This window comes from Christiangramia sediminicola, from assembly GCF_031344135.1.
GTDB lineage: Bacteria > Bacteroidota > Bacteroidia > Flavobacteriales > Flavobacteriaceae > Christiangramia > Christiangramia sediminicola.
Genome location: NZ_JAVJIU010000002.1, coordinates 380,612 through 400,560, shown reverse-complemented (window position 1 = coordinate 400,560; position 19,949 = coordinate 380,612). Strand labels below are relative to the sequence as shown.

At 36.3% G+C, this 19,949-nt stretch carries 19 protein-coding genes; 12 read left to right on the top strand and 7 right to left on the bottom strand.

What is annotated here, in order from left to right:
* Positions 1 to 3 precede the first annotated feature (3 nt).
* A complete protein-coding gene (locus RE431_RS05710) occupies positions 4 to 321 on the top strand; it encodes a hypothetical protein (RefSeq protein ID WP_309561004.1) in 318 nt (105 codons plus the stop codon).
* 41 nt (positions 322 to 362) lie between these two features.
* Positions 363 to 2,648, top strand: coding sequence for a TonB-dependent receptor (locus RE431_RS05705; protein ID WP_309561003.1), 2,286 nt, complete (start codon positions 363 to 365; stop codon positions 2,646 to 2,648).
* A 56-nt stretch (positions 2,649 to 2,704) separates the two neighbouring features.
* Here RE431_RS05705 and RE431_RS05700 read toward each other — a convergent pair whose 3' ends face one another.
* The 3 genes from RE431_RS05700 to msrA are packed head-to-tail and all read right to left on the bottom strand — an operon-like array spanning position 2,705 to position 4,199.
* A complete protein-coding gene (locus tag RE431_RS05700; protein WP_309561002.1) occupies positions 2,705 to 3,007 on the bottom strand; it encodes a hypothetical protein in 303 nt (100 codons plus the stop codon).
* Positions 3,008 to 3,052: 45 nt separating this feature from the next.
* Entirely contained in the window at positions 3,053 to 3,649 is a 597-nt protein-coding gene (gene folE, locus RE431_RS05695; protein ID WP_309561001.1) for a GTP cyclohydrolase I FolE, read from the bottom strand.
* Positions 3,650 to 3,656: 7 nt separating this feature from the next.
* Entirely contained in the window at positions 3,657 to 4,199 is a 543-nt protein-coding gene (gene msrA / locus RE431_RS05690; RefSeq protein ID WP_309561000.1) for a peptide-methionine (S)-S-oxide reductase MsrA, read from the bottom strand.
* A gap of 146 nt (positions 4,200 to 4,345) precedes the next feature.
* On the opposite strand from msrA, the gene RE431_RS05685 reads away from it, so the two are divergent.
* From RE431_RS05685 to RE431_RS05645, 9 genes are read left to right on the top strand one after another with little or no spacing between them, the layout of a single operon-like run.
* Positions 4,346 to 6,784 carry a DUF5916 domain-containing protein gene (locus RE431_RS05685; protein WP_309560999.1) on the top strand — a complete coding sequence of 813 codons (2,439 nt, stop codon included), beginning with the start codon at positions 4,346 to 4,348 and terminating at the stop codon, positions 6,782 to 6,784.
* A 52-nt stretch (positions 6,785 to 6,836) separates the two neighbouring features.
* Positions 6,837 to 7,496: an ABC transporter ATP-binding protein gene (locus RE431_RS05680; protein ID WP_309560998.1), complete on the top strand. Its 660-nt coding sequence runs from the start codon at positions 6,837 to 6,839 to the stop codon at positions 7,494 to 7,496.
* A gap of 17 nt (positions 7,497 to 7,513) precedes the next feature.
* Positions 7,514 to 8,284: a TIGR02757 family protein gene (locus RE431_RS05675; RefSeq protein ID WP_309560997.1), complete on the top strand. Its 771-nt coding sequence runs from the start codon at positions 7,514 to 7,516 to the stop codon at positions 8,282 to 8,284.
* A gap of 56 nt (positions 8,285 to 8,340) precedes the next feature.
* Positions 8,341 to 9,558 carry a GAF domain-containing sensor histidine kinase gene (locus RE431_RS05670; RefSeq protein ID WP_309560996.1) on the top strand — a complete coding sequence of 406 codons (1,218 nt, stop codon included), beginning with the start codon at positions 8,341 to 8,343 and terminating at the stop codon, positions 9,556 to 9,558.
* Positions 9,559 to 9,618: 60 nt separating this feature from the next.
* Positions 9,619 to 10,821: a sensor histidine kinase gene (locus tag RE431_RS05665; protein WP_309560995.1), complete on the top strand. Its 1,203-nt coding sequence runs from the start codon at positions 9,619 to 9,621 to the stop codon at positions 10,819 to 10,821.
* Positions 10,822 to 10,870: 49 nt separating this feature from the next.
* Positions 10,871 to 12,790 (top strand): BatA domain-containing protein, encoded by a 1,920-nt coding sequence (locus RE431_RS05660; RefSeq protein WP_309560994.1) that lies wholly within the window; start codon positions 10,871 to 10,873, stop codon positions 12,788 to 12,790.
* Positions 12,787 to 14,037: a dihydroorotase gene (locus RE431_RS05655; protein ID WP_309560993.1), complete on the top strand. Its 1,251-nt coding sequence runs from the start codon at positions 12,787 to 12,789 to the stop codon at positions 14,035 to 14,037. Before RE431_RS05660 ends, RE431_RS05655 begins: the two co-directional genes overlap by 4 nt.
* A gap of 8 nt (positions 14,038 to 14,045) precedes the next feature.
* Entirely contained in the window at positions 14,046 to 14,369 is a 324-nt protein-coding gene (locus RE431_RS05650) for a magnetosome magnetite crystal formation protein family (protein ID WP_309560992.1), read from the top strand.
* Positions 14,369 to 15,025, top strand: coding sequence for an alpha/beta hydrolase (locus tag RE431_RS05645; RefSeq protein ID WP_309560991.1), 657 nt, complete (start codon positions 14,369 to 14,371; stop codon positions 15,023 to 15,025). Before RE431_RS05650 ends, RE431_RS05645 begins: the two co-directional genes overlap by 1 nt.
* Here the strand turns inward: RE431_RS05645 and RE431_RS05640 are convergent.
* Together RE431_RS05640 and RE431_RS05635 are read right to left on the bottom strand one after the other, a co-directional pair.
* On the bottom strand, positions 15,022 to 15,516 hold the full coding sequence (locus RE431_RS05640; protein WP_309560990.1) for a hypothetical protein: 495 nt from the start codon (positions 15,514 to 15,516) through the stop codon (positions 15,022 to 15,024). The two genes, RE431_RS05645 and RE431_RS05640, sit on opposite strands and share 4 nt — an antisense overlap.
* A 1-nt stretch (position 15,517) precedes the next feature.
* Positions 15,518 to 16,279: an MBL fold metallo-hydrolase gene (locus RE431_RS05635; RefSeq protein WP_309560989.1), complete on the bottom strand. Its 762-nt coding sequence runs from the start codon at positions 16,277 to 16,279 to the stop codon at positions 15,518 to 15,520.
* Between the two features lie 104 nt (positions 16,280 to 16,383).
* Between RE431_RS05635 and RE431_RS05630 the strand changes: the two genes are divergently transcribed.
* Positions 16,384 to 17,847 carry a TonB-dependent receptor gene (locus RE431_RS05630; RefSeq protein ID WP_309560988.1) on the top strand — a complete coding sequence of 488 codons (1,464 nt, stop codon included), beginning with the start codon at positions 16,384 to 16,386 and terminating at the stop codon, positions 17,845 to 17,847.
* 68 nt (positions 17,848 to 17,915) lie between these two features.
* On the opposite strand, the gene murA is transcribed toward RE431_RS05630, so the two are convergent.
* Both murA and RE431_RS05620 read right to left on the bottom strand, forming a co-directional pair.
* On the bottom strand, positions 17,916 to 19,229 hold the full coding sequence (gene murA / locus RE431_RS05625) for a UDP-N-acetylglucosamine 1-carboxyvinyltransferase (protein ID WP_309560987.1): 1,314 nt from the start codon (positions 19,227 to 19,229) through the stop codon (positions 17,916 to 17,918).
* Between the two features lie 15 nt (positions 19,230 to 19,244).
* A complete protein-coding gene (locus RE431_RS05620) occupies positions 19,245 to 19,883 on the bottom strand; it encodes a DUF4290 domain-containing protein (RefSeq protein WP_309560986.1) in 639 nt (212 codons plus the stop codon).
* Between the last annotated feature and the right edge of the window lie 66 nt (positions 19,884 to 19,949).

The following is a 19,949-nucleotide window of genomic DNA, read 5'->3' as shown; positions in this document are numbered from 1 at the left end:
GATTTGAATTGGATCAAAAACATATTGCTGGTTTTTACTGCGGTTCTAATATTATTACCGTCAGCAGTAAGTTTTTCCCATATTTACACAGATCATGATCATAAGCTATGTGATAATTATGCCGAACATCATTATCACTCGAAGTCTATAGATTGCGATCTAAACAAGTTTCATAAAAATCCAGCCATCAGTTTTCAGCTACCAGAATTTGTACTGGTAATTGAAGAAAATACTCAGGATGGCATTTTCGACTATTATAAATTTTTAAATGAGTATGAACCCCTCTATTTTGATCTAAGGGGACCACCTTCCTTTGCTTAATTCTACAGAAAGCAAATTCATAAATCATTTAAATTTTACCAATGCGAAATACATTGTTAATTACACTGCTGTTAGCAGTGAATTCTATTATATATAGTCAACAAAATCAATTATCGGGAGTTGTAACCAATCAAAATACTGGAGAAGCTGTTTTTAGCGCTAATGTCTATCTGCCACAATTAGAAAAAGGTACGATGACAGACCTAGACGGAAACTTCAGTATAAATAATATTCCTGATGGAAATTATAAACTTATCATTTCTTCTATTGGTTTTGCTACTCTGAATTTGGATGTAAAAATTCCTTCAGAAGCTATGCAGATCCAGTTAAATCCTTCAGCAATTGAAATGGAGGAAGTTATTATCTCTACTCCTTTTCACCAATTACAGAGTGAAAATGTCATGAAAGTTGAGCGCGAAAGTGTTTCCGAATTAAATAAAAAGGGCGCCATAAATCTATCAGACGGGATAACGCAGATCGCCGGAGTTGAAAGCCTAACCACCGGAGTTGGAATTGGAAAACCGGTCATTAGAGGTCTTAGCTCAAATAGAGTGCTCGTTTACACGCAAGGAGTGAGACTTGAAAACCAACAATATGGTGATGAACATGGGCTGGGAATCAGTTCAAAAGGTATTGGAAGTGTTGAGGTTATCAAAGGCCCGGCATCCCTACTTTACGGAAGTGATGCTATTGGGGGAGTTCTTTACCTGAATCCTGAAAGGTATGCCAGTGCCGGAGAAACAAATGTCGAGTTAGAATCAGATTATTTCAGCAACACTATAGGATATCAAACGAGTCTTATGGCGAAAACATCTTCTGAAAAGCTGAAATTTCTTGCTCGCGGAAGTTATGCTGCTCATAGTGATTACGAGGATGGCGACGATGTAAGGATCACGAATACTCGTTTTAATGAAAAAGACCTGAAAGCAGGAATTGGTTTCCAGGATAAGAATTACAAAGCCGATCTAAGATATAATTTCAATAGAAGTGAAATTGGAATTCCTGAAGAGATAGGGATTCAATCAAAAGATAAAGAGCCTCTTCTACCCTTTCAAAAAATTGACAATCATGTGTTAAGCCTGGATAATAGATTCTATTTTAATAATTCCAGTATAGATTTCAAGATTGGCTACCAATATAATGATCGAAAGGAATTTGAGGAGCATCATCATCACGAGGAGGAAGAACACGAAGAACATGAGGAGGAAGAACATGAAGAGCATGAAGAGCACGAAGAAGAAGCTGCCACAGAGCCAGCTTTGGAAATGCATCTTGAAACCCTGAACTATAATTTGAAATACAATCTGCCGAAAATAGGAAATTTTGAGACTATTGCTGGTGTTCAGGGAATGTATCAAACCAACTCGAATTTCGGAGAAGAAATACTTATTCCTGATGCTGAAACTCTTGATTTTGGTGTATTTGTAACTACCCATTATCATCTTGAAAGCTGGGATTTCCAGGGAGGACTTAGATTTGATAATAGATCTTTAGAAACCGATCAATTTGAAAAAGAAGATGGTGATATTATAAATGCAGTTGATCGTGATTTTAATAGTATAAATGCAGCTCTTGGAGCAAAATATCAATTCGATCAAAAATTTATAGCCAGGCTGAATCTTGCTAGCGGTTTCAGAGCTCCAAACCTTTCAGAACTTACTTCAAATGGAAATCACAATGGAGCTAACAGGTATGAAATTGGAAACCCAGATCTTACTAATGAGCAGAATTTTCAAATAGATCTTGCTCTGGAATGGAGAAATGAACATTTTGAAGCCTTTGTAAATGCCTTTAACAATAGTGTGAATGATTATATTTTCATAAGTCCTACAGGGGAAACTCTGGAAGAAGAGCCGGTTTTTCGTTATGAACAAGCTAATGCCAACCTGTACGGAGGAGAAATAGGTGTTCATATTCACCCGCATCCACTGGATTGGCTACACTTGGAAAGTAGTTTTGAGACGGTAACAGGAAAATTGAATGATGATACGTATTTACCATTAATTCCTGCAAATTCTTTAACCAATACGCTAAGGATCGAGTTTGAAAGTGGTAATAGTTTCAAGGACAGTTATACATTCCTAAGATTAAAAAATGTTTTTGATCAGGATAATCCAAGTCAGTTTGAAACAGCGACCAGCGGATATCCCCTATTAGGAGCCGGTGTTGGAACATCGCTAGAACTGAGTACTGTACAACTAGATCTTAATCTAAGTGGAAGCAATTTGCTGAATAAACAGTATATCTCTCATCTCTCCAGACTTAAACCTGATGGAATAAATAATATTGGTAGAAATATCGTGCTCTCTGCGAAGTTGAGTATTTAATCAAAAAAGGCTGTCAAATTAATGACAGCCTTTTTCTCTTTAACTAATTAAGCAAATTAATAACTTTCAACTTCGATTACCTGAGCTCTCAACGGCTCTTTCATCCATACATGAGTATACAGATACATTAAGGTGAAAGTCGGAATAATATCGGTTCCTGGCAAGATCTCCTCTAAGAAAACCAGTACTGAAGCTAGTTTACCTTTTCTTCCGGGATACATTTCGCTCATTTTCTTAGCGGCGTAAGGTGCCCAAAGAAGATCCAGAAAAGGACCCACCAAAGGAATTGCTACAGTTGCCATACCGGCAAGATCATAAACAAGTCCCTTTACAAAAATTTTATCTCTAAATAATTTCATCTTTTTGGTTTTTTCCTTAAAAAAATCAAATAGAGTGCCAAATTTTTATCTAAGGTCTGAACTGATGAGCTTTAAGAATTCATTTCGAGTTTCAATTTCCTTGAACTGACCTCTAAATCCTGAAGTTGTAGTAGCACTATTCTGCTTCTGAACTCCGCGCATCATCATACACATATGTACTGCTTCAATCACAACGGCTACCCCCTGTGGCTGCAAAGTTTCATTCAGGCATTCTAAGATATCATGAGTAAGTCGCTCCTGTACCTGAAGTCTCCTTGCAAAAACATCAACCACCCTTGGTAATTTACTTAATCCTATGATCTTTCCATTTGGAATATATGCTATATGAGCTTTTCCGAAAAAAGGCAGCATATGGTGTTCGCATAAAGAATATAGCTCGATATCCTTGACTACCACCATTTCGTCATAGCTCTCCTCGAATACAGCAGCTTTCAGAATTTCTTCAGCATTCATTGAATATCCCTGGGTTAAAAATTGCATGGCTTTAGCAGCACGCTCTGGAGTTTTTAAAACTCCTTCCCTATCTGGATCTTCACCAACACCTTTAATGATGTCGTGAAAACTATTTTTCATCCCTTCGGTGATCTCTTCGTTATACTCTTCAAAGAATTTATATGCCATTATTATTTTATTTCAATTTATCTGAAAACAATTTTTTCAATTTGGTAATCTTAGGGTCAATTATAAACTGGCAATATGGTTGCTGCCTATGCTGATTATAAAAATCCTGATGCTCCTCTTCTGCAATATAAAAAGGAGAAGCTTCACTTACCTCCGTAACGATGGGATTTTCGAACATTTTTTTGGATTCCAGTAAGGCTATAACTTCTTCAGCTTTTTCTTTTTGCTCTGTGTCATGATAAAATACTGCACTACGATACTGAGTTCCAACATCATTTTGCTGCCTGTTCAGGGTCGTAGGATCATGAGTTGCAAAGAATACCAACAATAATTCTTCATAACTTATTCGTGCAGGATCAAAGTCTATATCTATAGCTTCTGCGTGACCGGTTCTACCCGTAATTATCTCCCGATATGCAGGATTTTTAATCTGTCCGCCGGTAAACCCGGATACAACATTTTCAACACCCTCCAGTCTTTGAAAAACAGCCTCGGTACACCAAAAACATCCTCCTGCTAATGTGGCTTTTTTCAATTTCAGTTCATTCATAAAAGCAATTCTATTTTTTGTTTATCAAATTTAGTTTTTAAATAAACAAAATATGGTCTGTTTAACTTGATTTTAAAGAAATCTTTTGCCGGTTATTAATAACAATAATACATTTGATCGGTCTTAAAATAACAATCCGTCAATCAATGCCTCTAAATCGAATTCTATTTTCAATTTTCCTGATTTTAAGCTTTTCTACCTTCGCTCAGAATGATCTGGATCAGAGAAAAATTTACAAAACTCAAAAAATTGAAAATCAGCCTGAGATCGACGGAGTACTTGATGACCAGGTCTGGCAAAATATTGATGTCGCAGATAATTTTGTAATGGTAGAACCTGGCGACGGTGATCCCATTCCGGAATCTCACAGAACTACAGCTCGAATACTTTATGACGATGAAGCTATTTATGTAGCCGCAGTTATGCTAGAAAGCAATCCAGAGAGAACAATGCGTCAGTTTACTCAGCGAGATAACATCAATCAGTCTGAATTCTTTCTGATGGATATTAATACTTACGATGATGGTGAAAACCAAACCAGGTTCATAGTAACCAGTGCAGGTACCCAGGCTGATGCCAGAATGACCGGGAACAATGAAGATTACGCCTATAATGTTGTGTGGGAATCTGCCGTTACCAATGATGAAAATGGCTGGTATGTTGAAATGAAAATACCTTATTCTGCTCTTAGATTTCCTGAAAAATCAAATCAGTTATGGGGAATTCAGTTTGCCAGAGAGATCACTCACTTAAATTCTACCTATGTCTGGAACTATGTAAATAAATCTGTTGGGCAAATGAGTCAGTATACAGGTTTGTTAAAAGGAATTTCAAATATTGATCCTCCGGTAAGACTTAGCTTGTATCCATTTACCCAGATGTCTGTAGACCGTTTTGATGGTAATGCCGATTTCAACTTTAACGCTGGAATGGACTTAAAATACGGCATCAACGATTCCTTCACATTAGACATGACGCTGGTTCCTGATTTCGGACAAACTGCTTATGATGAGATCGAGTTGAACTTGGGCCCTTTCGAGCAGGTTTTTGGAGAGAACAGGGCTTTTTTTACGGAGGGCACTGAATTGTTCAATAAAGGTGATCTATTTTATTCAAGACGGGTTGGAAGCACTCCGATTGGTTTTAATGCTGTTCAAACCAATGCTTTAGAAAATGAAGAGATCATTGAAAATCCAGATAAAACAGATCTTTTAAATGCACTGAAAATTTCCGGAAGAACAGACAGAGGTCTTGGGATTGGTTTTTTCAATGCTATCACAAATAAGCAGGAAGCGGTTTTCAGAGATACGCTTACTGGAAATATCCGTAGAGAAATAAGTGAATCTGTTGCCAATTATAATATCCTGGTTCTTGATCAGCGTTTTAATAAAAATTCATCTATAACGCTGATTAATACCAATGTTACCAGGGATGGTAATTTCCGGGACGGAAATGTTACCGGTTTTCTATTTGATATTTATAATAAGGCAAATTCCTTCAATTTTGAAGGTCAGGCGAAAATGAGCAATGTTAATTTACCCGGACAGAACAAAACAGGTTTTGCCTCTTCCCTTTCTGTTGAACGAACCAAAGGAAATATCAGATACGAGATCGGGAATGAGTTTGCGAATGAAACTTATGATATTAATGACCTCGGAGTAAATTTCACAAATAACTACAACAACTTTAATTGGGGAGCTTCTTACCAGATATTTGAACCCAAAAGAAATTACAATACTTACAGAATAGGACTTTACGGACAGCATTTAAGGCGATACAGGCCAGATGTTCCTGTTAATACTGGAGTTGGCGGAGATTTCTTTGCAATGACGAGGAAACGATTCGCGTTTGGCGGCGGAATGAATATCAACTCAAAATTCAGGGATTATTTTGAACCCAGAGCTGAAAATACATATATAGAATATAAGCCTTTTGGGTCTGTAAATGCATTTGTTTCTACAGATTATAGAAAAACCTTTGCTTATGATATTCGGGTGTATTTTGAGGAATACCACAAATCCTCCCAAAGCGATTTCAATCTGAATATTGAACCGAGATATAGATTTAGTGATAAATTCAATATGATCTATGAGTTTGAATACTCCTATCAAAAAGAGCGTCCCAGTTATGTAACCAGAACCAGAGATCAGATCATTTTTGGACTTAGAGATCAGAAAAGTATTGAAAATTCGCTGGAAGGAAGTTATAACTTCAGCACTAAACAGGGACTAAATTTAAGTTTCAGACACTTCTGGTCTGTTGCGGGCTTTGCTGATAACGGGTATACCGAACTACTCGGCCAGGGACAATTAAGACCTGTTAATTACGATGTTTCTGAAGGAAGAGATCCAGATGCAAATTTCAATATCTGGAATCTTGATTTGAGCTACAGGTGGCAATTTGCTCCTGGAAGTGAAGCGGTTTTATTATACCGAAATTCCATCTTTAATGAAGATGACCTAAGTTACCTTGGCTTCAATGAAAGTCTGGATAATCTGTTCGCACAACCGGCCAGGCACAATTTAAGTCTACGCATTGTTTATTATATAGATTATAATAGAGTTAGAAACTTATTACAGGGTTAAACTTGGGGAATCTGCCTAATTTGGCTATTTTCGGTGCACTTATTACGCACAAATGATAATTGCCAAAAATATCCATAAATATTACGGAGATCTTCATGTTCTAAAATCTGTAGATTTACATATCAAAAAGAGTGAGATCGTTTCTATAGTTGGTGCCTCTGGTGCCGGAAAGACCACCCTTTTACAAATCATGGGAACGCTGGATAAACCTTCAAAAAAGAAGAATTCAGAATTGACCATAAACGGAACTAATATTTATGGTTTAAAATCCAGGGAATTATCAAAATTCAGAAATAAGCATATCGGGTTTATTTTTCAGTTTCACCAGTTATTGCCAGAATTCACTGCTTTAGAAAATATCTGTATTCCTGCGTACATTCATAAGACTCCGCGTAAGGAGGCTGAAAAGAGAGCTATGGAATTACTTAGTTTTCTCGGTCTTGAAAATAGAGCAGACCATAAACCTGGTGAATTAAGTGGCGGGGAACAACAAAGAATTGCTGTTGCCAGAAGTTTAATAAATAATCCTGCGGTAATTTTTGCTGATGAACCCTCTGGAAATCTTGATAGTGAATCTGCCGAAAATCTTCATAAACTCTTTTTCAGGTTAAGAGATGAATTCAATCAAACCTTTGTAATTGTAACTCATAACGAAGAGCTGGCAAATATGGCCGATAGAAAACTAACCATGGTAGATGGCGAGATCGTTTAATTTAGAAATCTATTTATTTGAATAAAGCAGAATTAAAATCCTTTTTAAATTACAAAGTAGAACAATACAATACTCCAGATTTTATTGCTTCAGATCCCATTCAAATCCCTCACCTATTTCAGAAGAAAGAAGACATTGAAATCTCCGGTTTTTTAACCGCTACGATAGCTTGGGGAAATCGAAAAAGCATACTGAATAATTCAGAAAAACTCATGAAAATGATGGATATGAGTCCGTTTGAGTTCGTTATGAATCATGAAGAAAATGATCTGGAAAACCTGAATGGTTTTGTTCACAGAACTTTTAATTCAAATGATTTAAAATACTTTATAAGATCACTCCGGAATATCTATCAAAATCATAATGGGTTAGAAAATGTATTTCAGGAAAATGCAACTTCAGATAGTTTACAACTGAGCATCCATGAATTCAAAAAGGTTTTTTTCGAACTACCACATGAGAAAAGAACTGAAAAACATGTGAGCGATCCATTGAAGAAATCAGCAGCGAAAAGGATAAACATGTTCTTAAGATGGATGGTGAGAAATGATCAGAAAGGAGTTGATTTCGGTTTATGGAAAAATCTGTCGCCGGCACAACTTTCCTGCCCACTCGACGTTCATTCTGGAAACGTGGCAAGGAAGTTGGGTATACTGAAGCGAAAAATGAACGATTCCAAGGCTTTAGCAGAATTAGATTCGAATTTAAGAAAGATGGATGCATTAGATCCTGTTAAATACGATTTTGCCTTGTTTGGACTGGGCGTCTTTGAGAAAGGGCGATTTTAGATCTTGGAATTCTCATGAAATTTGAGTTATTTTAACCTTCTTAATATTATCTTAAAATGATTAATCCTGCGGTGCCTCTTAATGAATTAAAGAGATTGGAATCTCTTAGGGAATTGGATATTATAGACAGTCTCCCTGAAGAAGCATATGACAGTATTACCAAACTTGCCAGTTATATTTGTAAGACACCTATTGCCGTAGTGAACATGATAGATTCTGAACGGAACTGGTTCAAGTCTAAATTTGGCACAGACCTTACCGGTTCTACCAGGCAGGAATCATTTTGCGGCCATACCATTTTAGATCCTGAATTACTTCTGGAAGTTCCAGACACCACTCAGGATGAAAGATTTAAGGATAATCCGTTTGTTACCAGCGACACTTCCATTAAATATTATGCAGGTATTTCTTTACTAGATAATAATGGTCTTCCCATGGGAACGCTCTGTGTCTATGATTCCAAAGAGCATCATCTTAATCAAGATCAGAAAATAGCTTTAAAAGCCTTAGGAAAACAGGTTGAAATGTTATTTGAATCAAGAAGAAAAAATAAGATCCTTGAAGATCTCAAATTGGAATTGAATGAGAACAATCGCGTTCTAACCGAATTTGCAAGCACAGTTTCTCATGATCTTAAAATGCCTTTAGCTAATATGATCTTAACAGCAGATATACTTAAAGTGAAGTATGCTTCCAAGCTGGATACTCAGGGACTGGAGTATATAGATTATCTAAAACAATCTGGGCTTACCCTTAGCGATTATATTAGCGGCTTGCTGGATCATTATTCAAGTAGTAGAACATATTCCGGCACCAATGAAGAATTCTTCCTAAATGACCTTCTGGAAGATATAATTGATCTTCTACAGATCGCTGAGAACTGTGAAATAAATATACCCGACAATAACCTGAAGTTGTATGGGAACAGCGCTGCACTTGGCCAGATTTTTATGAATCTTATCAGCAATAGTTTGAAATATAATAACAACGAAAAAATCTTCATAGATATCGACTGCACTGAAAACCGTGAGTTTTTTAATTTCAGTATTAAAGATAACGGAATCGGGATTCCTCTGGAAAAACAAAATAAGATCTTTGAATTATTTGCAACAGCAGCAGATGCAGACAGACGTGGAAGAAAAGGTCACGGAATTGGATTATCTACTGTAAAAAAACTTATTGAAACGCTTGGCGGAAATATTAAACTTACCTCAGACCGCGATCAGGGTGCCTTATTCGAATTTACAATAAAACGCCCCAAAATAGTAGATTAGGATATTTTTATATAAAAGTTATTATTTTTTGGATAACTTTAAAAACAAGATTCTTGGGGCATGCAACACAAATTAGTACCATTCAATGAAAAGCTCAGAAGAGCTGCATTGAAAGAGTATAATATTCTAAATTCGGGACCAGACGAAGATTATGATAATCTTACGTTTCTTGCGGCCGCTATCTGTAATGTTCCGGTAGTCAAAATAAGTATTGTAGATAGAGAAAGAATCTGGAACAAATCTGTTTACGGAGCAGAGGTTGAAGAAATAGACCGTAAGAACTCTTTTTGTGATAAGGCGATTCATGGAGATGAACCTATGCTTATCCTCAACAAATCTGAAGATCCTGAAACCTTTAAAAAGGCAGAAGGTATCTATGACCGTGAATTCTCGTTTTATACAGGTATTCCCTTACATAACCCGCAGGGTCACGCCATAGCTGTTTTCTGTATTTTTGATACTAAAGAAAGACATCTTTCAGATCAGCAACATAAAGCACTTAGAGCACTGGCTCAGCAAACTCTGAAATTATTCGAATTCAGAAAACAAAAAACCAAACTTTACCAGGTTCAGATCAAACTGAAAGAAAAATATAGAGAGCTCGAGAAATTTTCCAGCCTTGTTTCTCATGATTTAAAGTCACCTTTGGCTAATATCATTTCGCTTAGCGAATTATTGAAAGATGAGAACAAAGGAAAGTTTGATGAAGATACCGAGCAATATCTTGAATTTCTTGTAGAGTCCTCCTACTCTCTTCGGAATTATATTGATGGTATTCTTAGCTTTTACCGCAGTGACCATGTAATGGAGAAGGATTACACGAATGTAGATCTTAGAAAAATGCTGAAAGGTATTATTGATCTTTACCAGGTTTCTGATGATATCGAGATCACGTATCCAGATGATGTAATGCTTCATAATGTTAATAAAGCTGCATTAACGCAGGTCTTTATGAACCTTATTAGTAACTCCTTAAAATATAATGACAAGGATATCAGAAAAGTAGATATCGGCTTTTCCAAAAATGAAGAGTATTATTTCTTTGAAGTAAAAGATAACGGGAAAGGCATTCCTCAAGAGAAATTCAATGATATTTTTGATCTTTTCACGACACTGGAAACTGCAGATAGAGAAGGGAATTTAGGAAGTGGTATTGGCCTGGCGACGGTTAAAAAACTAACTGAATCCATGGGCGGTAGTATTTCAATAGAATCAGAACCTGGAAAAGGAAGTAATTTTAAGTTTCGCGTTAAGAGGTTTTAGCGATCAATCGCATATCATTTTCTATATTTGAGAAACCTTATTCCCGAATATGCATTTTCAACATCCGGAATTACTCTATGCGCTACTATTTCTCATAATTCCGTTGATCGTTCATTTATTCCGACTAAGAAGATTTCAAAGGGAAGATTTCACCAACGTTAAGTTCTTAAAAAAGGTAATACAGGAAACCAGGAAAAGTTCGAGATTAAAAAAATTTCTGATACTTATCACCCGACTTTTATTAATCACTTGTCTTGTCCTTGCTTTTGCTCAGCCTTTTATTCCAGCTAGCGATAAAGCACTTACTAAAACTAAAACTTTAATTTATCTTGATAATTCCTTCAGTATGCAGGCTGAGAATGATCAATCAGATCTCTTGAGCTCTTCCATAAATCAATTACTGGAAAGCATAGATGAAACTAAGGAATACGGATTAATTACAAATGACTCGGAATATTTTGGCAGAACTACTTCAGAATTAAAAAAGCAATTGCAGGATATTGAATTTGCTGATAACCAATTGAATTTTCAGTCTTTACAGCTTAAGGCGGATAAATATTTTAATAAAACCGATAATCAGGAAAAGAACATTCTAATTATTTCTGATTTTCAGAATTCGATTGGAGCATTGTCTGAGCTCGATTCGGAAGTTTATAACATTGATCTAGTCAAAACATTAACTGAAGAAACCTCTAATATTAGTATTGATAGTGCTTTTATAAAAGAATCGAATCCTGAAAATTTAAATCTCGCGATACTCCTTTCTAAAAAAGGTGAATTAAAACAACCTGTTACCATTTCTATTTTCAACGGCGATGAACTTTTAGGAAGAAATACAATTCAGGAATTTAGCGAAAATAAAGCCCAGGCAAACTTCAGACTTCAGAATGAAACCTTAAGCAATGGAAGGATTGAGATCGATGATTCTGGATTAAGCTACGACAATAAATTGTTTTTCAATATTAATAAGGATGAGTCTATAAAAACTGTGATTATTTCAGATGCCGATTTTGGTTTCCTGGAAAGAATATATGCTGAACCAGAATTTGAACTGGCAAATTTTTCTTCTGATCAAATAGATTTCAACCGGTTGAATTCAGCAAACCTGGTAGTATTAAATGAGGTGGAACAAATATCTTCCTCGCTCCAAAACAACCTCGCTAATTTGTCTAAAGACGGAACTAGTATTTTAATTATTCCTTCGGAAAACGCTTTAAATTATGATCAGTTTTTAAATACTCTTGGTTTTCCGCAATTCAATAAAAAGATTGAAACGAATAGATTAATTACTGAAATCGTTTATGATCATCCCCTATTCCAGGGCGTCTTCGAGAACAGAACTAAAAATTTTGAATACCCAAAGGTCAATACGTCGTTCAATATAACTTCCAGCAGCTCCATTTTGAAATATCAGGATGGTAAGCCCTTTTTAATAGGAAATAATTCAAGGTATCTCTTTACATCTGCACTAAATTCTAACAATTCTAATTTTCAGAATTCACCTTTGATCGTGCCGGTACTTTACCAGATTGGTCTGAATGCTTTGAAGAAGAATGATCTTTATTATATAGCTGATGTAGAAAATTCGATCGATATTCCTCTTAAACTAGGTAAGGATGAAGTTTTACATCTAAAGAAACCAGATTTCGATGTTATCCCCCAACAACAGAATTTCAGTAACCGAGTGGAAATAAATACAGACAATATAGATCTGCAAGCTGGAAATTATGAAGTAACGAATGCTTCCAGTACTATAGGAACTGTAAGTTTTAATTTTGATAGAAGAGAAAGTAAACTCAACTATCTTGATGTTTCAGGTAGTGAAAACATAAATATTTACGATTCTGTACAGGATTATTTTTCCGAATCAAATGCAGCTACTCAAATTACGGCACTTTGGAAATGGTTTGTTATTTTTGCCCTGATCTTTTTAGCGATTGAAATGCTACTTATAAAATTCCTCAGATGAAGATACTTTTAAAATCGGTTACGATCCTTGATGAGACCTCTATGCATCACAAGAAAAAAGTGGATATTTTCATTGATCGCGGTGTGATCAAAAAAATTGGAAAAAGCCTTGAGGATAAATCAGATAAGGAGATTAAGATAAAAAATATTCATGTTTCGAGAGGATGGTTTGATAGTAGCGTAAGTTTTGGCGAACCGGGATATGAAGATAGGGAAACTATCGAAAATGGTTTAGATACAGCTGGAAAATCAGGTTTTTCAAATGTGGCTCTCAACCCATACACTAATCCTGTATTAGATAATAGCGGGAGTATTTCAGCAGTAAAAGCAAAAGCAAACGGACACCCGGTAAAATTATTCCCTATTGGAGCTTTAACTAGGAAGAGTGAAGGTATAGACCTCGCAGAACTTTTAGACATGAAAAATTCTGGTGCTGTTAGTTTTGGAGATTATAAGGCGCCATTACGTAATCCTAATCTTTTAAAGATCGCCCTGCAGTATGCTCAAAATTTTGATGCTCTTATACAAAGTTTCCCGCAGGAAAACAGAATTGCAGGTAATGGAATGGTGAATGAACATGAAAATAGCACTTCTCTAGGTCTTAAGGGAATACCAAACCTGGCAGAAGAATTACAGATCACGAGAGATCTTTTTTTACTGGAATATACTGGCGGGAAATTACACATTCCAACCATTTCTACTGAAAAGTCTGTAAAGCTTATCAAAGAGGCTAAAAAGAAAGGGCTGGATGTGAGTTGCAGCGTCGCCATTCATAATTTGATCCTGAGCGATGAAGAATTAAAAGAATTTAATGGCAACTCAAAAGTTCTACCACCTTTACGAACAAAAAAAGATATAAAAGCGCTGATCAAAGGATTAAAAGATGGCACAATCGATATGGTAACTTCAGATCACAATCCAATTGATGTAGAACATAAAAAAGTAGAGTTCGATAATGCTCTGTACGGGTCTCTAGGGCTTGAAACGGCATTTGGAGCGCTATGTAAAATCTTTGAAACCGAAACAGCTGTAAAGTTTCTCACCAATGGAAAAATCAGGTTTAATATTGAGGATCATGAGATAAAGGAAGGTGAGATCGCAGATCTGAGTTTATTTGTTCCGGGAGAAGAATATAAATTTTCTGAAAAGGACATTTTTTCAACTTCGAAGAATAGTATTTTCCTGAATAAAGAACTCACAGGTAAAACTATTGGAATTATTAGCAATAATGGTTTAATTTTAAAATAAGCTGAAAGATGGAAACAACCGGACAGGCTAAAACCACAGCTATCGTTGCCTATATTACCATCATTGGTACAATAATCGCCTATTTTATGAACCTTGATACCAAGGATAGGTTTGCCAGTTTTCATATTAGACAGGCTTTCGGGATCAATATTACCTTTTATTTGATCGGTGCCTTAATGGGACTATTTGATCAGGGTTTTATTATTGGAGCATTCTACCTTTGTTTTATTGTGCTCTGGGGTTACGGCCTGGTAACCGCTATAAAAGGTGAAACACGTGAGGTGCCATTTCTGGGACCTCTATTTCAAAAATGGTTTAGTACAATTTCATAATGACTACAGAATTTTCTCTTCAACATATTATTAGAAAACCAAAGACGAATATCGAAAAAGCACCGGTGTTGATACTTCTGCATGGATACGGAAGCGACGAAAACGACCTTTTTTCTTTTGCTGAGCAATTACCGGAAGATCTCTTTATTATTTCGGCAAAAGCACCCTATTCAATGCAACCTTATGGAAATGCATGGTATGCTATACATTTTGATAATAATGACGGTAAATTTAGTGATGATGTACAGGCGATCACTTCAAGAGACACTATTAAAAATTTTATAGACGAGATTATTGAACAATATCCTGTGGATCCGGCTAAAATCAATCTTCTTGGATTTAGCCAAGGTAGTATTTTAAGCTATGCCGTTGCACTCTCCTATCCTGAAAAAGTCAAGAATGTGATCGCATTGAGTGGTTACGTTAACCAGGGAATTCTCAAAGATGGATTCGAAAACAATGATTTTTCAGATTTAAAATTTTATTGCTCCCATGGGTCGGTAGACCAGGTTATTCCAGTAGACTGGGCCAGAAAAACAAAACCTTTTCTTGACAAGCTTGAAATTGAAAATTCATATTCAGAATTTCCTGTAGGTCACGGAGTAGCCCCGCAAAATTTCTTCGAATTTAAGGAGTGGCTTGAAAAGAGGCTTTAGTATTGAGGGTAAATAAAGGATTTTTCAGAATAGAATTCAATAGTTCCATCTTCTGAAATATCGTAACTAAGTATCACTTCTCCCCAATGTTTTCCATCGGTGAAATCTGCGATCACCCACTTGTGATTTAAAACTTTTAATTGGTTAATACGCATTACGCCATCCATACCATCCATTGGTACGATTGGGTTATCTTCAGTGGCATTATTTTTACTTAAAATCGCATCTTCAATTTTAAAAATGATCCCTTCAGGATCTATTCCCTTGTTTTCAAAATAAGTAAGAGCTGCTTCATTTCCTTCAAGAGTGAAATATTCCTCTTCAGTTGAATTTCCACTGGCTTCAAGTCCAGACTCGGCTTCCGCTAGTTTTGTTTCCAGGATTTCGATCTTTTCCTGTTTTGAATCGAGAATCTTTTTATCGTTCACATAAATGAATATGGTAAACAACAAACTGAAAATGAACAGGTACATCAATATCTTATTACGCATTCTAAACCGTTATTTTTAAATTATCATAAGCAAGATGAACATTTTCTGGAAGTTGCTCTTCAACTTCCTCATGAAAACCAAGCATATGACTTATGTGTGTGAGATAAGTCTTTTCTGGCTTAACTCTATCTATAAATTCCAAGGCCTCTTCTAAATTGAAATGGGAATGATGAGGCTCAATTCTTAGTGCACTTACGACTAAAACCTTAAGATCTCTGAGTTTTTCTACTTCCTCATCTTCAATCGTTTTAAGATCTGTGAGATAAGCAAAGTCCTCCATTCGGAATCCAAAGACCTGAAGCCTGTTATGCATGAATTCTACCGGGGTAACCGTTAAACCATGAAAATTGAAAGGAGAATTTTTAATAATATTTTCAGTTACACCGGGAGCACCGGGATATTTATTTTCCGTAGTAAAAATATAGTCGAATCTTTTTCTTAGAGCACTTAAGACTCTTTGATGTGCATAAACCGGAATATCTCCCTGTCTGAAAAAGAAGGGCCGTATATCATCAAGACCAGCCGTATGATCGTTATGTTCGTGAGTATAAAAAATAGCATCCAGCTTTTTAACATTATTGGCCAACATTTGCTGTCTAAAGTCAGGACCACAATCTATAAGGATATTGAGATCATTCCAGGTGATAAGTATCGAAACCCTGAGTCTCTTGTCTTTACTATCATCACTAAGGCATACCGGATGTTCACTACCAATAATCGGTATCCCCTGCGATGTTCCTGTTCCTAAAAATGTTACGTCCAAGCCGTGTTATTTTTAGCACAAAAGTAAATATATTTTTTTGTATGCCTACCGCTTTTAGTACTTTTGGAGTATTCTAACGAAATTGTTTATTTAAAAGGAAAAATATGCCAATTACTATAATGGGCGACAAGGAATTTGAAAATGTTCCTTCAATAAATAGCAAAGCTCTTCGTATCAATTTAAACGAAAATATCTACGGAACTTTTTCTGAGATTGGTGCAGGTCAGGAAACGGTACGAAATTTTTTCCGAGCCGGAGGAGCCTCTGGTACCATTGCCAAGGCGATGAGTGCTTACGATAAAGACTTTAGTGACGCGATATATGGAGTTGAGAATGATCGTAGATATGTGACTGAAGCAAGACTAAAGAAGATGCTGGCCCACGAAACGGGTCTTATCGAAGAAAGAATTTCCCGCGAAAAACATCCCAATAAATTATTCTTTACCTACGCTAATACTGTAGCAACCATAGATTTTGCCAAGAAATACAAAGGACATGGTTGGGTAGGTATCAGATATCAGGTGGAACCGGGTGAAGATTATAACGAGATCTTACTTCATATCAGGTTCCATGAGAATGATGCAAGACATCAGCAAAATACTCTTGGAATTTTAGGAGTGAATCTTATTTACGGTGCGTATTATAAATACGATAATCCTAAGAAATTACTTAGATACCTGTATGATCACATAGACAAGGATCAAATAGAGATCGATACGATCAACTTCTCCGGACCTAGATTCGAAAATGTTGATAATAGGCTTATGAGCTTGCAATTGGTTAAGAACGGAATGACCGAGGCTGTAATGTTTGGCCCTGATGGAAATAACGTTCTTCCCGCGAAGATCCTTTACAAAAAGAATATTCTTGCACTTAGAGGTAGCTTCAGACCCGTTACTAAGGTGAATATGGATATGTACGAGCGATCTAAGGAAATGTTCCTGAACGAGAGCAAGGTATCTGAAGAAAATACAGAGATTATTTTTGAAATCACTTTATCCAATTTAAGAGCGGAAGGTGAAATCGATGAACGAGATTTTATGGATCGGGCAGAACTTTTATGTTCGCTGGGACAAACAGTGATGATCTCTAACTTCCAGGAATACTTTAAGGTTGTAGAGTATTTCTCAAGATATTCTAAGCAAAGAATGGGATTAACTATGGGTGTAAATAACCTGGTGGATGTATTCGATGAGAAATATTATCGTCATTTAAGTGGTGGTATTCTTGAGGCCTTTGGTAAGCTTTTCTTTAAAGATCTAAAGGTTTATCTATACCCACTTAAAGATCCTGAAACTGGTGAAATTACAACTAGTGACAGTGTAAAAGTTCATCCTAGAATGAAGGAACTATATAAGTTCTTTAAATATAATGGTCGTGTAGAGGATATTAAGAATTACAATCCTGAAATTCTTGATATTTATTCCAGAGAAGTATTAAAAATGATCTCTGAAGGTGAAGAAGGATGGGAAGAAATGCTTCCTGAAAAAACTACCGCTATGATCAAGGAAAAGAATCTTTTTCATTATAAAGAAAATAAAGCAAAGGCTAAGACTGAGGAAGTCTAGTTTTCAATTCTGATACAAAAAAAAGCTGCTCATTTGAGCAGCTTTTTTTATTTAATGTATTTAGATCTTTAGTCCAGTCTTGTAATTCTGGCTCCAATCCCTTTAAGCCTTTCCACGATATGTTCGTATCCTCTATCGATCTGTTCAATATTATGAATTGTAGAAGTTCCTTTTGCTGAAAGTGCCGCTATCAATAATGAAATTCCAGCCCTTATATCTGGAGATGTCATGGTGGTAGCTTTTAACTGAGATTGGAAATCATGCCCAATAACTGTAGCTCTATGCGGATCACAAAGTATGATCTTTGCCCCCATATCTATAAGTTTATCCACAAAGAAAAGTCTGCTTTCAAACATTTTTTGATGAATCAGCACACTTCCTCGTGCCTGAGTGGCAACTACAAGGATAATACTTAAAAGATCGGGCGTAAATCCAGGCCATGGCGCATCGCTAATATTCATGATAGAACCATCAATAAAACTCTGCACTTCATAACCGTCTTCATGTGCAGGAATATGAATATCATCGCCTTTCTTTTCAACCGTAATTCCTAATTTTCGAAAAGTAGTTGGAATGATCCCTAGCATTCCCCAATTCACGTTCTTGATCGTGATATCACTTTTAGTCATAGCTGCAAGTCCTATCCATGATCCGATTTCGATCATATCTGGAAGAACAGTGTGCTCACAACCACCTAATTTTTCAACACCATCTATGGTAAGTAAATTTGAACCAACACCTTTGATGTTAGCTCCCATAGAATTGAGCATATTACATAATTGCTGAAGATAAGGTTCACAGGCCGCGTTATAAATGGTAGTTGTTCCCTTCGCAAGAACTGCTGCCATCACTATATTAGCGGTACCGGTAACCGAGGCTTCCTCGAGAAGCATAAAATCACCTTTAAGTCCGTTTGGCGCTTCCACACCATAAAAACGCTCTTCTTTATTATATCTGAAATCGGCACCAAGTTTCATGAAACCTTCAAAATGGGTATCCAGTCTTCTTCTACCAATTTTATCACCGCCTGGCTTGGGAATAAATCCTTTTCCAAATCTACCTAACATCGGTCCAACGATCATGATAGAACCTCTAAGTCCGCCACCATCGATCTTGAATTGCTCACTGTTAAGATATTCCATATTAAGCTCATCACTCTTGAAAGTGTAACTACCCTTACCAGTCTTCTGGATCTTTACACCAAGGTTACGCAACAAGTTGATCAACTTGTTTACGTCAACGATGTCTGGAATATTATTTATAGTAACTGTCTCATCGGTTAACAAAACAGCGCATAAGATTTGCAGTGCTTCGTTTTTTGCTCCCTGGGGCTGAATTTCCCCGCTCAAACGATGACCGCCTTCAATTTGAAAAGTTCCCATTAAAAGTAGTTGAGTTTAGTGGCGTTTACGACCTCCTTTTCGGCCGGTATGCTTCTTGCTTTTTGTGTATTTCTTCTTTCCTCCGCCTTTTATAAGATCTGAGGCCTGACTAAGATCTTCATCTATATTCTTAACATTGATCTTGCCGTTGCTAAGTTCTTTAAGGTGATTAAAGATCACTTCATCATCTACTGAATCTCTGTTCCAGTTTAGATAAGATTTCTTCATATGATTAGCGATCGTAAGAACCAGAGCCTCTTTAAAATCTCCTTCTTCATAATCTTTAGCCGCATCGATCATACGCTTGATGTTGTTCCCGTAAAACCTGTATTTAGGATTATTCTCAGGATATTCAAGCATTTCCGGTCTTTCAGCTAGCATTTCTCTGGTTGGCTTCGGAAAAGGTGAATCAACATTAAGTTTAAAATCACTGATGATAAATAACTGATCCCAAAGTTTATGTTGAAAATCTGGAACATCTCGTAAATGCGGATTCATATTCCCCATTACTGCGATGATAGAGTTAGCAACCTTATTTCTTTCCTGATCATCTTCAATTTCTACGGTGTGTTCTACCATTTTCTGAAGATGTCTTCCGTATTCGGGAATGATCAGTTTACTCCTTTCAGAGTTATATTCTAATGCGTTTGTCAAAATTGAAGTTTAATTAGGTAATTTATTGAAGTTTACTCCTGCCTGCAAAATACTAAATATTACTAA

Bases quoted from the DNA above. Each gene is read 5' to 3' on its own strand.
- RE431_RS05705 (WP_309561003.1), top strand. From the start codon at position 363: ATGCGAAATACATTGTTAATTACACTGCTGTTAGCAGTGAATTCTATT.
- RE431_RS05700 (WP_309561002.1), bottom strand. From the start codon at position 3,007: ATGAAATTATTTAGAGATAAAATTTTTGTAAAGGGACTTGTTTATGAT.
- folE (WP_309561001.1), bottom strand. From the start codon at position 3,649: ATGGCATATAAATTCTTTGAAGAGTATAACGAAGAGATCACCGAAGGG.
- msrA (WP_309561000.1), bottom strand. From the start codon at position 4,199: ATGAATGAACTGAAATTGAAAAAAGCCACATTAGCAGGAGGATGTTTT.
- RE431_RS05685 (WP_309560999.1), top strand. From the start codon at position 4,346: ATGCCTCTAAATCGAATTCTATTTTCAATTTTCCTGATTTTAAGCTTT.
- RE431_RS05680 (WP_309560998.1), top strand. From the start codon at position 6,837: ATGATAATTGCCAAAAATATCCATAAATATTACGGAGATCTTCATGTT.
- RE431_RS05670 (WP_309560996.1), top strand. From the start codon at position 8,341: ATGATTAATCCTGCGGTGCCTCTTAATGAATTAAAGAGATTGGAATCT.
- RE431_RS05665 (WP_309560995.1), top strand. From the start codon at position 9,619: ATGCAACACAAATTAGTACCATTCAATGAAAAGCTCAGAAGAGCTGCA.
- RE431_RS05660 (WP_309560994.1), top strand. From the start codon at position 10,871: ATGCATTTTCAACATCCGGAATTACTCTATGCGCTACTATTTCTCATA.
- RE431_RS05655 (WP_309560993.1), top strand. From the start codon at position 12,787: ATGAAGATACTTTTAAAATCGGTTACGATCCTTGATGAGACCTCTATG.
- RE431_RS05650 (WP_309560992.1), top strand. From the start codon at position 14,046: ATGGAAACAACCGGACAGGCTAAAACCACAGCTATCGTTGCCTATATT.
- RE431_RS05645 (WP_309560991.1), top strand. From the start codon at position 14,369: ATGACTACAGAATTTTCTCTTCAACATATTATTAGAAAACCAAAGACG.
- RE431_RS05640 (WP_309560990.1), bottom strand. From the start codon at position 15,516: ATGCGTAATAAGATATTGATGTACCTGTTCATTTTCAGTTTGTTGTTT.
- RE431_RS05630 (WP_309560988.1), top strand. From the start codon at position 16,384: ATGCCAATTACTATAATGGGCGACAAGGAATTTGAAAATGTTCCTTCA.
- murA (WP_309560987.1), bottom strand. From the start codon at position 19,229: ATGGGAACTTTTCAAATTGAAGGCGGTCATCGTTTGAGCGGGGAAATT.